Annotated in this window: 13 protein-coding genes; 7 read left to right on the forward strand and 6 right to left on the reverse strand. The window is 63.0% G+C overall.

Annotated elements, in window-relative coordinates; translation table 11 throughout:
• Positions 1–133: 133 nt before the first annotated feature.
• From DFR34_RS04255 to DFR34_RS04265, 3 genes are all read left to right on the forward strand, one after another.
• Complete coding sequence (locus DFR34_RS04255) at positions 134–943, forward strand: basic amino acid ABC transporter substrate-binding protein (RefSeq protein WP_110389933.1); 810 nt, start codon at positions 134–136, stop codon at positions 941–943.
• 320 nt (positions 944–1,263) lie between these two features.
• The gene (locus DFR34_RS04260) at positions 1,264–2,010 is read left to right on the forward strand and encodes an amino acid ABC transporter permease (RefSeq protein ID WP_110389934.1); all 747 of its coding nucleotides are present in this window, start codon (positions 1,264–1,266) and stop codon (positions 2,008–2,010) included.
• A 7-nt stretch (positions 2,011–2,017) separates the two neighbouring features.
• A complete protein-coding gene (locus DFR34_RS04265; RefSeq protein ID WP_158281730.1) occupies positions 2,018–4,231 on the forward strand; it encodes a patatin-like phospholipase family protein in 2,214 nt (737 codons plus the stop codon).
• A 75-nt stretch (positions 4,232–4,306) separates the two neighbouring features.
• Here the strand turns inward: DFR34_RS04265 and DFR34_RS04270 are convergent, their stop codons facing one another.
• From DFR34_RS04270 to DFR34_RS04285, 4 genes are all read right to left on the reverse strand, one after another.
• Complete coding sequence (locus tag DFR34_RS04270; RefSeq protein ID WP_211309288.1) at positions 4,307–5,170, reverse strand: DMT family transporter; 864 nt, start codon at positions 5,168–5,170, stop codon at positions 4,307–4,309.
• Positions 5,171–5,440: 270 nt separating this feature from the next.
• Positions 5,441–6,346, reverse strand: coding sequence for a 50S ribosomal protein L3 N(5)-glutamine methyltransferase (gene prmB / locus DFR34_RS04275; RefSeq protein ID WP_110389936.1), 906 nt, complete (start codon positions 6,344–6,346; stop codon positions 5,441–5,443).
• A gap of 58 nt (positions 6,347–6,404) precedes the next feature.
• A complete protein-coding gene (locus DFR34_RS04280) occupies positions 6,405–7,778 on the reverse strand; it encodes a phosphomannomutase/phosphoglucomutase (protein ID WP_110389937.1) in 1,374 nt (457 codons plus the stop codon).
• Between the two features lie 121 nt (positions 7,779–7,899).
• Positions 7,900–8,217, reverse strand: a complete 318-nt coding sequence (locus tag DFR34_RS04285; RefSeq protein WP_110389938.1) for a hypothetical protein — start codon at positions 8,215–8,217, stop codon at positions 7,900–7,902.
• 27 nt (positions 8,218–8,244) lie between these two features.
• Between DFR34_RS04285 and DFR34_RS04290 the strand changes: the two genes are divergently transcribed.
• Positions 8,245–9,189 (forward strand): restriction endonuclease, encoded by a 945-nt coding sequence (locus DFR34_RS04290; protein ID WP_373277938.1) that lies wholly within the window; start codon positions 8,245–8,247, stop codon positions 9,187–9,189.
• A gap of 143 nt (positions 9,190–9,332) precedes the next feature.
• Here the strand turns inward: DFR34_RS04290 and DFR34_RS04295 are convergent, their stop codons facing one another.
• A complete protein-coding gene (locus tag DFR34_RS04295; protein ID WP_110389939.1) occupies positions 9,333–10,316 on the reverse strand; it encodes an RpnC/YadD family protein in 984 nt (327 codons plus the stop codon).
• Between the two features lie 128 nt (positions 10,317–10,444).
• Entirely contained in the window at positions 10,445–11,650 is a 1,206-nt protein-coding gene (locus tag DFR34_RS04300) for an ammonium transporter (protein WP_110389940.1), read from the reverse strand.
• Positions 11,651–11,938: 288 nt separating this feature from the next.
• Here DFR34_RS04300 and dnaE point away from each other — a divergent pair, with 288 nt between their 5' ends.
• From dnaE to DFR34_RS04315, 3 genes are all read left to right on the forward strand, one after another.
• A complete protein-coding gene (gene dnaE, locus DFR34_RS04305; RefSeq protein ID WP_110389941.1) occupies positions 11,939–15,379 on the forward strand; it encodes a DNA polymerase III subunit alpha in 3,441 nt (1,146 codons plus the stop codon).
• Positions 15,379–15,726: a hypothetical protein gene (locus tag DFR34_RS04310; protein ID WP_110389942.1), complete on the forward strand. Its 348-nt coding sequence runs from the start codon at positions 15,379–15,381 to the stop codon at positions 15,724–15,726. The genes dnaE and DFR34_RS04310 overlap by 1 nt, the downstream gene beginning before the upstream one ends.
• Before the next feature lie 162 nt (positions 15,727–15,888).
• Positions 15,889–16,491 carry a UPF0149 family protein gene (locus DFR34_RS04315; RefSeq protein WP_110389943.1) on the forward strand — a complete coding sequence of 201 codons (603 nt, stop codon included), beginning with the start codon at positions 15,889–15,891 and terminating at the stop codon, positions 16,489–16,491.
• Positions 16,492–16,499: the final 8 nt, after the last annotated feature.

Consider the following 16,499-nt stretch of genomic DNA (forward strand, 5'->3'; position numbering starts at 1 on the left):
GTTTTGAATTCTTCAGCTGCCCAGTTCATGATGGCGCTCGTCGGTGAGAAAGGCTTGCATCTTACGGTGACTGGCTACTTGTGTGTAATGGGATGCCTCTAGATCCGTTACTTTATCACGAGGTTCCCGAATTATGACCATTTCCCGTCGCACCCTGCTGGTGAGCGCGCTCTTGAGCGCCGTGATGTTGTCCGCGTGTGGCAAAAAAGAAGCCGCCCCGGCTCCGGCAGCTGAAGCACCGGCGGCCCCGCAGGTGAAAGAATATGTGGTTGGCACTGATGCCGCCTATGCCCCGTTTGAATTCGAAAACGAGAAAAAAGAAGTCGAAGGCTTTGATATGGACGTGCTGCGCGCCGTCGCCGACAAAGCGGGCTTCAAGGTCAAGTTCGTCAACACCCCGTGGGAAGGCATTTTCGCCACCCTGGCCCAAGGCGACCGCGATATGGTGATCTCTGCCGTTACCATCACCGACGAACGCAAGCAAAGCATGGATTTCTCTGACCCGTACTTTGAAGCCCGCCAATTGATCGCCATCGGCAAGGGCGTGACCGACGTCAAGAAATTCGCCGACCTGAAGGGCAAGAAAGTGGCTGTGCAGACCGGCACCACTGGCGACGAAGTGGTGCAAAAGCTGCTGGGCAAGACCAGCGCCGACATCAAGCGCTTTGAATCCACCCCGCTGGCGCTCAAAGAGCTGGAAAGCGGCGGCGTGCAGGCTGTGGTGGCGGATAATGGCGTGGTGATCAACTACCTGAAAAACAACGCCAGCAATGGCATTGCCACCGTGGCCGACAACGACAGCTTTGCACCGGAGTTCTATGGCATCGCCGTGAAGAAGGGCAATGCCGAGCTGCAAGGCAAGCTGAACGAAGGTATCAAAGCCATCAAGGCTGACGGCACTTACGACAAGATCTACGCCAAGTATTTTGGCGAGAAAAAGTAATCGTCGGGTAAAATCCAGCCCTTGAATGGCGCATCCCGATCATAGGTCAGATGCGCCGCACGCCGCCCACCCCGGCTTGCCGGAGGTGGGCGGCGCAAGTTTTGGGCCGGCGTCGTGCTTATGCCGGCATCGGCCCATGCGGCGCGCAGGGCGGACGAACACTCGTTCGCCCTGCGCCGTGTATCCACCCGGCCCCGCGCCCTTTGCGCCGCGTGGGGACTCCGGCGCGCCCGCGCCTGCCGCTTGCCATCCGCAGCGGTCTGGCGCGCGCCCGGCCCATCCGGCCGGACGGCGCTGCCGATCTTGCATATCGAGGATGTATGGATTTCCGTTGGGGCATGATTGCCGAGTACATGCCGCTGTTTATTCAGGGCATGCAAATGACGCTGGGCATCACGGTGATTGCCGTGGTGCTGGGCACGCTGATCGGCCTGTTGATGGGCATGGCCCGGCTGGCCGAAGCCAAATATGGCTGGCAGCGCTACGCCGTGCGCTTTCTGGTGCGCCTGCCGGCCACGGCCTACGTGACCTTTTTTCGCGGCACCCCGCTGTTTGTGCAGATTCTGCTGATTCACTTTGCCCTGATGCCGGCGCTGATCCACCCGAGTGACGGCCTCTTGCTCAGCGGCGATGCCGCGCGTGAAATCCGCCAGAACTACGGCGCCTTTCTGTCTGGCCTGGTGGCGCTCACCTTGAACGCTGGCGCCTATATCACCGAAATCTTCCGCGCCGGGATTCAATCCATCGACCGTGGCCAGACCGAAGCCGCCCGCTCGCTGGGCATGAGCTACGGCCAGACCATGAAGTTCGTCATTGTGCCGCAGGCCTTCCGCCGCATGCTGCCGCCACTGGGCAACGAAGCCATCATGCTGCTGAAAGACAGCTCGCTGGTGTCGGCCATCGGCCTGGCCGAGCTGGCCTTTGCCGCTCGCACCGTGGCCGGCGTCTACTCGCGCTACTGGGAGCCCTACCTGACCATTTCGCTGGTGTACCTGGTGCTGACCCTGGCCATGGCCGCCGGGGTGAACTGGCTGGAAAAACGCTACCAGATCGCCCATCACCGTTGATTGCGTCGTGATACGCCGTCTGCTGCTCAGCGCGCTGATTGCCTTGGGCCTGCTGGCCCCAGGCGCGGCGCCTGCCGCCGACACCCCGCCGCGCGTGGGCGTGGTGTTGGGCGGCGGCGGCGCGCGTGGTTTTGCCCACCTGGGCGTACTGGCCGAGCTGGAGCGCCTGCGCATCCCGATTGCCTGCATGGCCGGCACCAGCGCCGGTGCGCTGATCGGCGGTTTTTACGCCAGCGGCCAGTCGCTGGCGCATATCCGCGCCACCTTTGAGCGCACCGACTGGGACCGCGTGCTCAGCGGCCAGCTTAATCGCGCCGACCTGCCGTTCAAGCGCAAGCGCGACGATTACCGCAATTATTTTGATTTGCTCACCGGCTTTCGTGACGGCAGCTTGCGTCTGCCGCGCGCGGCGGTCAGTTCACAGCATATCGACCAATTGATGCGTGAGCTGGGCGGCAATGTGCTGGTGGACAGCTTTGCGCAGTTGCCGATTCCGTTTCAGGCGGTCGCCACCGACCTGCTTACCGGCGACGCCTATGTGTTTGACCACGGCGACCTGGCCATCGCCCAGCGCGCCAGCATGGCGGTGCCCGGCCTGTTCGAGCCGGTAGAGCTGGACGGCCGCTTATTGGTGGATGGCGGCATGGCGCGCCAGCTGCCGGTGGAAAACCTGCAGGGCCCCAACGGCTGTGCCGATGTGATTATTGCCATTGATGTCGGCACGCCTTCGCTCAAGCGCGAAGACATCCGCTCGTTTGTCGATGTGCTCGCGCAATACACCCAGATTGGCGTGCTGCAAAATGTGCGCCAGCAAGAACAAAAACTCGACCTTAACCGCGACGTGCTGATCCGGCCGATGCTCGGCCAGTACACCGCGGCTGACTTCAAAGCCCACCATGAACTGGCCGAACTGGGCCGGCTGGCAGTGCAGCCGCATGTGCAGGCGCTCAGCCGCTACAGCGTCAGCGAAGCCGATTATGCCCGCTGGCAGTCCACCCGGCTGGCGCTTCGCCCGACAGCGCCGCATATCGACACGGTGACCATTGCCGCCGGCAGCGACATGGCCCCGGCCGCCAGTTTGGCTGCGCTCAAACCCGCCACCGGCCAGCCCCTGGACAGCGCCCACTTGAGCCGGCAGCTTGACCAAGCCTACGCCAGCGGCGACTTCGAGCGCGTGGGTTACCGGCTGTGGCGTGAAGATAACCGCACCACGCTGGAGCTGATGCCGCAAGAGCGCAGCGTGGCGCCCAATTATCTGCGCATGGGCCTGGGGCTGACTTCGGGCACCGATGGCCAGAATGCTTTTAATCTGCTGTTCAGCCATCACCGCATCTGGCTGAATGCCTGGGGCGGCGAGTGGCGCACCGAGCTGGCTTTTGGCCACAGCCCCGGCGCGCATAGCGAATGGTATCAACCGCTGGGCGCCGACCGACCGCTGTTTATGGCGCTGTCAGCGCGCATCGAGCAACACCCGCTGCGCATCTATCTGCCGGGCGGCGAGCAACTGGGCAGCCTGAACGTGCGCCGGCAAGCCGTGCAAGCCGAGCTGGGCTGGTCGCTGGGGGCCAGCGGCGAAGCGCGGCTTGGCGTGTTTCGCGGCAGCGAGCGCGCCGAGCGCGAAGTGGGTGACCCGGCGCAGTTTGAATCCGGCCGCGCCGCCATTGCCGGGCTGACTGCCAGCCTGACGCTGGACCAATTCGACCGCCCCAAGCTGCCGCGCGAGGGGTATTTATTGCACGCTGACATGACCCGCGCCTTCAGCGTGTTGGGCACCGAACAGCCCTACACCCACCTGAACAGCCGGCTGGATTGGGCGCAAACGCTGGGCGCCGACACTCTGCGCGCCACGCTGAAATACGCGCGCACCTTTGCCCGTGAACGCATCGCCGGCGACCAGCACGGCCTGGGCGGTTTTCTGAATGTATCTGGCATGGGGCCCAATCAGTTATTGGGGCAAGAAACCCTGTTTGCCCGGCTGATGGGCTATCGGCAAATTGCCGCCTTGCCCAGCGCCATCGGTGGTGGGCTGTATGCCGGCGTGTCGCTGGAAGCCGGCCGCGTGCGCCATGCGCTGCCTGGTTTATATGCCCGTCAGGGCTGGGTGCCGGCGGCATCGGCCTATCTGGTGGCTGACAGCCTGCTGGGGCCGCTGTTTCTGGGCGTGGGCAAGGCAACGCAATCGGGGTTGATGGGCTATTTGTATCTGGGGTCGGATTTTTAGCCGGCCGGCAAAGCTGTGCAGCGACGCAGGCTGGGTTTTGTGAGCTACGCTAAATGCGGTTTTTCTGGAAAAGCTTCAGTGCTTGGATGCTTTACCCAGTGAAGCCCACAAGGTGGCCAGCACAATCACTGCCCCGCCCAGCCACATGCGTGCATCCGGCGCCTGGGCAAACAGCAGCCAGGCAAACGCCATGCCGTATACCGGCTCCAGCGCGGTGACCACCGCCACCCGTTGCGCCGGCAACACCCGCAGGCTGAATAAAAACAGCGCATGCGCCAGCGCGGTAAACACCACGCCCAACACCGCCAACCCCAGCCAATCGCGCAGGCTGAGCGCCGGCAGCTGGCCTACCGCCATTGGCAGCAGCCACAGCGCGGCGGCGGCGTTTTGCAGGCCGGCCAGGCGTAAAGGGTCGCCGCTGGCGCTGCGTCGGTTCAGCAGCGCCAGCACGGCAAACAGCAGCGCCGACAGCACACCCCACAACACGCCCTCACGCACGGCGGCGCCCTCGGCGGACAAGGGCGTGACCAGCACCAGGCCCACGCTGACCAAGCCCACCATCGCCACATCGCGCCAAGCTGGCCAGCGCCGTTGCCCCAGGCTATCCAGCGCCACCACCGCCGCCGGAAAAGCAGCAAAGCCCAGCAAACCTGCCGCCACGCCGCCAACCTGAATCGCCTGAAAAAACGTCACCCAGTGCAAGGCCAGGCAAGCGCCCGCCGCCAGCGCCAGCCTGCCGCCCTCCCCCGTACGGGGGCGCAACGGCCGGCGCAAGGCCAGCAGGCACAGCGCCAGGCTTAGCGCAGCAAACAGCGTGCGGCCAAACACCAACACCCAGGGCGACACCGGTAGGGCGTGGCCAAACAGCCCGGCGCAGCCAAACAGCAAAACAGTAAAATGCAGCGCCAGCCAGGCGCGTGGAGAATGGGTAGCGCTCAAGGACAGGGGCTCCGTTCAGAGGACAAAAAATCACGGCCGTCCCAGCGTGACACTGGGCGGCCGAATGATGTACGAGCACGACGCGAGTCGTTCACCACACTTAGAGCCGCTCACCAAACCCTCCTGGCGTCGTTGCGCGGCCTTGTACTGTCTGCGACTGCACACCTCGCCAGGACTGCTGCGCTGGGTTTGGTGTGCGACGCTTAGCGCAGCGCGCCTGGCCAGGCGCGCCACAACAAGGCCCGCAGGGCTTGGTGAACGACGTCAAGCTTAGGCTTGCGCCGCCAGCAGTTCGTCGCGGGTGAGCAGGAACACAAAGCCATCGCCGCTGGCGGTAGGCAGCCAGGTGAACGGCAGCTCGGGGAAGCTGGCTTCCAGCGCCTCGCGGTTATGGCCGATTTCCACCACCAGCACGCCGTGCTCGCTCAAGTGGGCCGGCGCGCGGCGCAGGATTTCGCGGGTGGCGTCCAGGCCGTCTTCGCCCGAACCCAGCGCCAGCGCCGGTTCGCGCAGGTATTCTTCCGGCAGCGCCGCCACCGACGGCGCATCGACATACGGCGGATTGCTGATGATCAGGTCGTATTCGCGCCCGGCCAATGCGCTGAACAAATCCGACTGGATCAGCTCGATGCGCTCTTGCAGGCCGTATTGCTCGACATTGATCTGCGCCACCGCCAGCGCGTCGGCGGAAAGATCCACCGCGTCCACGTCGGCATCTGGGTAAAGATCGGCCAGCAGCACCGCCAGGCAGCCGGAGCCGGTGCACATGTCCAGCGCGCGGTGCACCAGCTCGGGGTATTCAATCCACGGTTCCAGCGCCTCGGGCAGCAGCTCGGCGATGAAAGAACGCGGCACAATCACCCGCTCGTCCACATAAAAGCGGTATTCCCCCAGCCAGGCTTCGCGGGTCAGGTAGGCGGCCGGGGTGCGCAGATTGACGCGGCGCGCCAGCACATCCAGCACCTGGCGGATTTCTTCGTCCACCAGCCGGGCGTCCAGAAACGGCTCCAGACGGTCCAGCGGCAGCTTGAGGGTGTGCAGAATCAGATAAACAGCTTCGTCATAGGCATTGTCGCTGCCATGGCCAAAGCTCAGCCCGGCTTCGGTAAAGCGGCTGACGGCAAAGCGCAGCAGGTCGCGCACGGTGGACAACTGGACGGCGGCTTGATCAAACATGAAAACTCTCGGGGTGAAACCCCGGCGCCAGGGCGGCGTCGGGGCGGTCAGGACATAATCAGAACGGCAGCTCAGCGCGGGTTTCGGCGGCGATCACCCGGCGGAAATCCGCCTGGATGCGCGCCAGCGCTTCGGCATTGTCCGCCTCAAAGCGCAGCACAATCACCGGCGTGGTGTTCGAGGCGCGGGCCAGGCCAAAGCCGTCCGGGTATTCCACCCGCAGGCCGTCAATGGTGATGATTTCGCTGGCGCCGTCAAAGCGCGCGCTGGCTTGCAGGCGGTCGATCAGCGCGTAATGCTCGCCTTCCTGCATCTTGATGTTCAGCTCCGGGGTGGACACCGAATTGGGCAGGGCGTTCAGCACCGCGCTGGGGTCGGCGGCGCGGGCGAGGATTTCCAGCAGGCGCACGCCGGCATACAGGCCATCGTCAAAGCCGTACCAGCGCTCTTTAAAGAACACATGGCCGCTCATCTCGCCGGCCAGCGCCGCGCCGGTTTCTTTCATCTTGGCCTTGATAAAGCTGTGGCCAGTGCGCGCCATGATCGGCTCGCCGCCGTGCTGGCGAATCCACGGCGCCAGATTGCGGGTGGATTTCACGTCGTAAATGATCTTGGCGCCGGGGTTGCGCGCCAGCACATCGGCGGCAAACAGCAGCAGCTGACGGTCCGGGTAGATAATCTGGCCGTCTTTGGTGACCACGCCCAGCCGGTCGCCGTCGCCGTCAAACGCCAGGCCCAGCTCGGCGTCGCCATTGGCCAGCGCGGCGATCACGTCTTGCAGATTGGCCGGCTGCGAAGGGTCGGGGTGATGATTGGGGAAGTTGCCATCCACCTCGCAAAACAGCTCGCTGACCTCGCAGCCCAGCCGGCGGTACAAATCCGGGGCAAAATCGCCCGCCACGCCATTGCCGCAGTCCACCACAATCTTCATCGGCCGCGCCAGCTGCACATCGCCCAGAATGCGCTCGGCGTAAGCCTCGGCAATCTGGTGCTGGCGATAGCCGCCAGCGCCCTCGGCCAGGTCGCCGTCCACCAGGCGCTGATACAGGCGCTGAATCGCCTCGCCGGCCAGGGTTTCGCCGGCCAGCATCATTTTCAGGCCGTTATATTCCGGCGGGTTGTGGCTGCCGGTCACCATCACGCCAGACAGTGTGCCCAGCTGGTGAGCCGCAAAATACAGCATCGGCGTGGCCACCTGGCCAACGTCGATCACGTCCACGCCGGCCTGGCGCAGGCCAGCGGCCAGCGCGTTGGACAGGGCCGGGCCGGACAAGCGGCCGTCGCGGCCAATGCACACCGCCGACACCTGGCGCGCGCGCGCCTCGCTGCCAATCGCCTGGCCAATGGCCTGGGCAATCTCTGGGGTGAGGGTTTTGCCGACAATCCCACGAATATCGTAGGCCTTGAAGATTTCCTTGGGGAACTGGGTCATGGTGGCGTCTGTGCGCCGCGCCGCACGCGGCGGCCGGCGAAAATAAGGTGAAAGAGTGGGCTGATTTTACCAGCCAATCCCACTGGCGTGGGGGGCTTGCGCGCCGCGCGCTGGGCCAGGCTTATTTGCCGCCAGCGGCAAACAGATCACGAAATTTTTTCAGCACATCGGCCAGCTCGTTCAGCTGCTTGCCGGGCAAATCCAGCGTGGGGGCAGGGTTTTGCTCGGGTTTTTTCTCGTCCGGCTTGCTGGCCGGGGCGTCGCCGAACACTTCCTGGCGGATGCGCGCCAAATCCGCATCGCCATTGCCCACCAGCTTGCGTTTTTCATCGGCCAGCACCACGCTCAGCGTGGCCCAGCGCCGGGCGGCGGATTGGCCACCCCCTTGGCCTGGTGAGGTGGCCTTGCCGCGCCAGCTGCGCAGACAGTCCGGGGCCAATTATGATGAAAATATGATTCATCAGCAGTGGTCCACCGCCGCTGTGTTTTTTTACCTGCAAGGAAGCCTGCCCAATGCACGACCCTTTGGTCATCTAAAGACACGGAATCATTCGAAAAACATATCGGCGTGCTGTTTCGGAACGCTGGCTGGAAGGTGATTGCCCCGCTGGCCAATACTCGGGGCTACGATCTGGAGCTGCAACGCGACGGCCACCGCATTGCCGTGCAGGTAAAAAATTACACCCGCAAGTGCAGCCTGGCCGGCGCGTTTGCCTTGATGGGCCACGATGTGATCCTGCTGGACCTCGACCCCGACCAAAACCTGCACAAGCTGTTTCGCGCCGACACGGACGACGCCGGCAGCGAAGCCTGCCTGTTTGTGCCGGCGCTGATGAAAAACCAGCCCGGCGCCACCATCACTGTGCTCAGTCACGCGCAGTGGCAGCAGTCCCAAGCCGGGGATTATCGCGACGCCAAAGTGGTGATTTGCGATTGCTCGCCAGTGCTGGCGGAAAACCCGGCCGGGCTGATTGGCCAGTTTGACTACTGCATCATCCCCACCACGCTCAACCCGCTGGGCATCGCCAAAAACGCCAATGTGATCACTCGCACGTTTGCGCATATCCGCTCGCTCAACCCCCGCGCTGAGCTGTTTTGCCTGATCAATGGCTATGATTCCAGCAAGGCGGTGGAAAAGAAAAACGAAGTGCTGCTCACCCATCTGCAAAAAGAAATCGACCGCTACGCCCAGCACGACCCGAAGTGCCGGCTGATTCCGCCCGACGAAGCCAAAGTGCGCCACAGCAGCGCCTTGCTGTACTGGGGCTACCATATTGTCGATGGCTCACGCCCGCAACTGGCCTTCCGCGAAGTGGCCGGACGCAGTTATCCCCGCACGGATTTCTTGCAACTGGCGGAATACCTGGAAAACCACACCGACTTGGCCACCCTGCGCGAGCCGCGCGGGTGAGGGTAAGCGCGGCAGCGGATAAACTGAGCCGGGCTGAGCTTGCCTGCGCTGACTGGCGCGGTGTATCGCGGCCGCAGACCGTAGCTGAACGGCCACCGCGCCAGGAGGGCTTGGTGGTGCGGCGCCAAAGGGTTTGAGCTGTGCTACTGGGCAAACACCCCTGCCAGGCTGTCGGCGTCCAAGGCGCGATCCAGCCACAGCTCCAGCTCGTCGATGCTGGCCGCTTGCAGGCGGGCGAGCACATCTTCCGACAGTGGCCCGAAGCGTTTTTGCAACAGACGGCGCAGTGCTTTCGCCTCGCCGCTTTGCTCGCCTTCCAGACGGCCCTCGGCACGGCCCTGCATCAAGCCCCGCTGCATCCCCTGCAACAGGCCCTTCTCAATCCCGATCTGCTCCACAGAAGTCACGTAACGCATTTTTTCTTGCTCCTCAAGCACTTCGATATTGTGCCACAGCGAACGTTTCAGCTGTTCCGGCAGGCGCATCATCCAGTCCAGCACGCTGAACAAATCAATCACCTGTTGTTTATCCCAGCCACGCTGATACAACAACTGCACCAATTTCCACTTGGCGGCGAAACGGGCGTTCATGTCTTGCCGGGTGGCCTGGGTGAGTAGGTGAGCCAAAGTCACCAGGGCGAACGGATTGGGGTTTTGATACAGCTGGTCTTGCTGGGCAGCGTAGTCCAGCAGCTTCACCGCCGGAAAACGCAGTTCATGTTCACAGCCCAAGACCGCAAATCCAAAATGGTTTGGCCGCCAATTGGCGCTGCTGTCCGCCAACACCGCCAAGCTGGCCACTGGCTGGCGGTAGCGGTCGTACAAGCGGTAGTTGTAGACAAACATCCGCTCGGCAAATTCCGCCTGGGCGCTGCCTTGTACTTCCAGGTGCACATACACCCAACGTTCGCTGCCGTCGTACAGCGCCACCTTGGCCAGCTTATCGACAAAGCGCTTGCCCAACTCGGCATCCTGCACCACGGCGCGCAGTTCCTGGTCGAGGAATTGGTAACCGCGCGCCCAGTCTATTTGCCAGTGAGCGTCGGGGAAGTAGAACTCAATGAACTCAGGAAAGTAGCTTTCGACAGCCTCTTTCCATGGGCTGTCGTAGTCGTCGGGGCTATCCATGCTGGGCTTTCGGCGGTGGCGAAGCGCTCAGCTTAAAACCGGATAAAGGCGTAAACAATACGCGAAGATACGCAAACGGGCGGCTGGCGTGGCCGCCCGATTGCGTGATGGCGGCCGTATGGTGTGTATTACCAGCTGGCTTCGCGTTCTGGTGTGGCGGTGATCTTGTGCACGGTGAGGTCGGCGCCTTGGTATTCTTCTTCTTGATCCAGGCGCAGGCCGACGGTGGCTTTCAGCGCGCCGTACACCACGCCGCCGCCGATAAAGGCGATCAGCACGCCGGCCAGGGTTCCCAATGCTTGCGAGGCCAGGCTGACGCCGCCGACGCCGCCCAGCCAGGTTTGGCCAAACAGGCCGCAGGCCACACCGCCCCAGACGCCGCACAGGCCGTGCAGCGGCCACACGCCGAGCACGTCGTCGATTTTCCAGCGGTTTTGCGTGACGGTGAACATCACCACAAACAGCAGGCCGGCGGCGCCGCCCACGGCCAGCGCGCCCAGCGGGTGCATCACGTCCGAGCCGGCGCACACCGCCACCAGGCCGGCCAGCGGGCCGTTGTGCAGAAAGCCGGGGTCGTTTTTGCCCAGCCAGTTGGCGGTGAGCGTGCCGCCCACCATGGCCATCAGCGAGTTCATCGCCACCAGGCCGGACATGCCGTCCAGTTTTTGCGCGCTCATCACATTAAAGCCAAACCAGCCCACAATCAGAATCCAGGCGCCCAGGGCCAAAAACGGGATGCTGGACGGCGGGTGGGCCGACATGCTGCCGCTTTTGTGATAGCGGCCATGGCGCGGGCCGAGCAGCAGCACAGCGGCCAGGGCAATCCAGCCGCCAACGGCGTGCACCACCACCGAGCCGGCAAAGTCATGGAAGGGCGCGCCAAATTGGGCGGTGAGCCAGTCTTGCAGGCCAAAATGGTTGTTCCAGGCGATGCCTTCAAAAAACGGATACACCAGGCCCACCAGGGCAAAGGTGGCAAAGGCCTGCGGGCTGAATTTGGCGCGCTCGGCGATGCCGCCAGAGATGATGGCCGGGATGGCGGCGGCAAAGGTCAGCAGAAAAAAGAACTTCACCAGCTCATAACCGTGGTTGGCGGTCAGCGCGCTGGCCGGGGCAAAAAAAGTCACGCCATAGGCCACGCTGTAGCCCACGGCAAAGTAGGCAATGGCGGAGACAGCAAAGTCGCTGAGGATTTTGGCCAGGGCGTTCACCTGGTTTTTCTTGCGCACGGTGCCCAGCTCCAGAAAGGCAAAACCGGCGTGCATGGCCAGAATCATGATGGCGCCGAGCAGCAAGAACAGCACGTCGGCAGCATTGGGGGGAAGCGTTCCCATGGGTGGCTTTCCTTGTATTGGTGCGTTTTTCAGATGGATGCACTGAAAGCAAACATAGTGCCGATGTGATTAATACATTGTTTATTAAAAATAAAAAATGTCCGCAATGAAGTCAGCGCACCGTAACAAAGCTAATCTGGCCATTTTTTCGCCCATTTATTGTGGGTTTTACGCACCAACTCTGAACGCAATGCACGAATATAGTGCAGACATGCGCGCCAGAATGGGCATGCGTTGCCGGCGTGCATCGCTGCCGACAGCGGTCAGCGAACCGGGTAAAATACGGCGATGACTACCCCGCGCTTTGTACATCTTCGCCTGCATTCTGAATTCTCCATCACTGACGGCATTGTCCGCCTGGACGAGGCCGTCGGCCGCGCCGTGGCCGACGGCATGCCGGCGCTTGGCCTGAGCGATCTGGCCAACCTGTTTGGCATGGTCAAGTTTTATAAGGCTTGCCGTGGCAAGGGGGTGAAGCCGGTGGTGGGGGCAGATGTCTGGGTGGAAAACCCGGACGACGCCGACGCGCCGTTTCGCCTGCTGTTGCTGGCGCGCAACCGCGACGGCTACCTCACCCTGTGCCAACTGCTCACCGACGCCTACCGCACCAACCAGCGCCATGGCCGCGCCGAAATCAAGCGCGACTGGCTGACGCCCGAACGCTGCCGCACCCTGCTGGCCTTGTCCGGCGCGCACATGAGCGATGTCGGCCGCGCCTTGCTGGATGGCCAGCTGCCGGTGGCGCAGGCCGCCGCACGCGATTGGGCGGCGCGCTTTGGCGATGGTTTTTATCTGGAAATCCAGCGCTACGGCGCGCCGCATTGCGACACCCTGGTGGAGCGCACGCTGTGGCTGGCCGGCGAAACCGGCTTGCCAGTGGTGGCCACCCACCCGGTGCAGTTCATGCACCGCGATGACCACAAGGCGCACGAGGCGCGGGTGTGCATCGCCAAGGGCGAAATCCTCGGCGACCGCCGCCGCGCGCGGCTGTTTACCGAAGAACAGTATTTCAAGAGCACGGCCGAAATGGCCGAGCTGTTTGCCGACCTGCCGGAAGCGCTGGCCAACTCGGTGGAAATCGCCAAGCGCTGCAATGTCACCATTCAGCTGGGCAAGAACTACCTGCCGGACTTCCCCACCCCGGACGGCATGACGCTGGATGATTATCTGATCCACCGCGCCAACGAAGGCCTGGTCGAGCGCATGCAGGCGCTCTACCCCGACCCGGCCCAGCGCGAGGCAGAAATGCCGCGCTACCGCGAGCGGCTGAAGTTCGAGCTGGACACCATCATCCAGATGGGTTTCCCCGGCTACTTTTTGATCGTGGCCGACTTTATCAACTGGGCCAAGCACAATGGCTGCCCGGTCGGCCCTGGCCGGGGCTCGGGCGCCGGCTCGCTGGTGGCCTACAGCATTGGCATTACCGACATCGACCCGCTGGCCTACGCCCTGCTGTTTGAGCGCTTTCTGAACCCGGAGCGGGTGTCGATGCCTGACTTTGACATCGACTTTTGTCAGGACAACCGCTGGCGGGTGATTGAATACGTGCGGGAAAAATACGGCGCCGACGCGGTCAGCCAGATCGTCACCTTTGGCACCATGGCTGCCAAGGCGGTGGTGCGCGACGTCGGCCGCGTACTGGATTTGCCGTATATGTTTTGCGATGGTCTGTCCAAGCTGATTCCGGCCGCGCCGGGCAAGCAATACAGCCTGGACGACGCGGTGGAGATGGAGCCCATCCTGAAAGACCGGCTGGCGCAGGAAGAAGAAGTCGCCGAGTTGTGGGAGCTGGCGAAAAAGCTGGAAGGCCTCACCCGCAATATCGGCATGCACGCCGGCGGCGTGCTGATTGCGCCGGGCAAAATCACCGATTTTTGCCCGATGTACCAGGCCGGCGGCGAAGACGCCAGCCCGGTCAGCCAGTTTGACAAGGACGATGTGGAACAAGTCGGCCTGGTGAAGTTCGACTTTTTGGGCCTGCGCAACCTCACCATCATTGATCTGGCGGTGCGCTACATCAAGCAATTGCAGCCCGACTTCAGCGTTGACATGAACACCATGCCGTTTACCGACCCGGCAGCCTATAAGGTCTTGCAGGAGGCCAACACCACGGCGGTGTTCCAGCTGGAATCCGACGGCATGAAAAAGCTGCTGGAAAAGCTCAAGCCCGACCGTTTTGAAGACATCATCGCCGTGCTGGCGCTGTATCGCCCTGGCCCGCTGGGTTCGGGCATGGTGGACGACTTTATCTTGCGCAAGGCCGGCAAGCAGGCGGTGGATTACTTCCACCCCGACCTGACCGCCTGCCTGGAACCGACCTATGGCGTGATCGTGTATCAGGAACAGGTGATGCAGATCTCGCAGATCATCGGCGGCTACACCCTGGGCGGCGCCGATATGCTGCGTCGGGCAATGGGCAAGAAAAAGCCGGAAGAAATGGCCAAGCACCGCAGCATCATCGCGGAAGGGGCCAAGACCAAGGGCTACGATCCGGCGCTGGCCGAGCAGTTGTTCGACCTGATGACCAAGTTTGCCGAATACGGCTTTAACAAGTCGCACACGGCCGCGTATGCGGTGGTCAGCTACCAGACCGCCTGGCTGAAAGCGCATTATCCGTCGGCATTCATGGCGGCGACCATGTCCAGTGAATTGGACAACACCGACCAGCTGCGGGTGTTTTACGACGATTCGCTGAAAAACAAGCTGAAGTTTTTGCCGCCGGACATCAACCACAGCCATTACCGCTTTGTGCCCACCGACCGTCAGCATATCCGCTATGCGCTGGGCGCCATCAAGGGCACTGGCGAGGCGGCGGTGGAGCACTTGATTGCCGAGCGTGAGGCCCATGGCCCGTTTGTGGACTTGTTTGACTTCTGCCGGCGCACCGACAAGCGCATCGTCAATCGCCGCGCCATCGAAACCATGGTCCGCGCTGGCGCGTTTGACGGCCTGGACGACAATCGCGCCAAACTGCTGGCCAATGTCGAACTGGCGATGAGCCTGGCTGAACAGGCCGCCGCCAATATCAATCAGGGCGGGCTGTTTGATGACTTTGACGACAGCGTGGCGCCGCCGGTGGAAATGAAGGACGTGCCGGCCTGGAGTGAAGCACAACGCCTGGCGGAAGAAAAACTGGCGATTGGTTTTTATCTGTCCGGCCATCCGTTCTCGGCCCATGCCGCCACGGTGCGCCGTTTTGTCAAAAACACCCTGGCCAGCCTGTCGCCCAAGAAAGAGCCGCAAACCCTGGCCGGGGTGGTGACCCTGGTGCGCACCAAGGTGGGCAGTCGCGGCAAGATGGCCTTTGTGCAACTGGACGACGGCACCGCCAAACACGATGTGTCTTTGTTCTCGGAAGCCTACGAAGCCAATCGCCACAAGTTGCGCGAAGACGCGCTGCTGATTGTTGAAGGCAAGGTCAGCTACGATGATTTCTCTGGCGGGCTGCGCATTGTGGTGGACAGCGTGCTGGAGCTGGCTGAGGCGCAAAGCCGCTTTGCCCAAGGCCTGGCGCTGAGCCTGCACGCCGAGAGCGATATCGGCAAGCTCAAACACCTGCTGCAACCCTTTGCTGGCAGCGGCCCCTGCCCCCTGCGCTTTCGCTATGCCGGCAGCCAGGCGCGCGGCGAGCTGGACGCCGGCGAGGCGTGGAATGTGATGCTCAGCGATGCCTTGCTGGACAGCCTGCGCGCCCTGCTGGGCGAAAAATCGGTTGAGGTGCTGATGTAATGGCGAAATTATCTGTAACCCGTGGCCAGACACCGGCCGAACGCGCCCGCTTTGCCCTGGCGGAAAACGCCTGCCAACTGGCAGATCAACTGCTGGGCGAACTGGCCAGCACCGAAGCCGCCGCCGCCCGCCTGCGCACCCTGCGGGTGTACTGGCGCAAGGTGCGCAACGGCAAGGTGCTCAGCGCGGCGGATTTTAACGCCGCTGTCGATGTGTGCCGCAGCGCGCAGCGTGTGCTGGAGGCGCTGGATACCCCAGCGCTGGCCGACCCCCGGCTGGAGGCGCTGCGCCGTCAGCTGCACGCCATGGCTGAAGCCTGGCAGGCGTTGACCGGCAAGCCCTGGTAGGCGCTGCGTACAAAACCCTCCTGGCGTTATTGTGTGACCCGGTGGTGCAATTGCACTGACTGCGGTCACACGTCTGGCCTGGATTGCTTCGCTGAGTGTTGTCAGCGACGCTAAGCCGCCCCCCATTCTGTGTAAACCGATTTGCTTGCTAAGGAAGTCCGCATGCCCGCGCCCTTGTCCGACAAGGATTACCAACGCCTGTCCGCCACCCTCACCCGCCTGGCCCCGCAAGGCGCCATGTCGCTGGAACACATGGATGGCTTTTTTACTGCCCTGCTCGCCGGCCCGGAGGCACTGAGCGCCACCGCCACCTTGCCGCTGGTGCTCGGCCCGGCATTTGACGACGACGAAAGCTTTACCTCGGTGAAGGCGCTGGAACAATTTGTCGATCTGGTGGGCCGCCACTGGCGCGATATTGCCGACACCTTGCGCAGCGGCGCCGAGTTTCAGCCCTGGCTGGAAGAAGACGCCGCAGGCGAGGTGCGCGGCAATGACTGGGCAGAAGGCTTCAGTGCCGGCATGCAGCTGTTCAACGACGATTGGGCCGAGGTGTTTGATCACCCGCAACTGGGCGAGGCGCTGGCGCCGATCATGGCCCTGGCCTTCGAGCGCGACCCCGACCCGGAGATGCGTCCGTTTCTGGGCGAGGTGGACGAGGTGCGCCGAGCGGAGTGGCTGGGCGCCATCGGCCCGGCTGTCAGCGCCTTGTATGGGTTTTTCAGTGCCCGCCGCGCGGCGCTGGAGGTGGAATACGGCGACGATTGAGCCCTGAT

Origin of the sequence: Rivihabitans pingtungensis (assembly GCF_003201855.1) — a bacterium.
Lineage (GTDB): Bacteria > Pseudomonadota > Gammaproteobacteria > Burkholderiales > Aquaspirillaceae > Rivihabitans > Rivihabitans pingtungensis.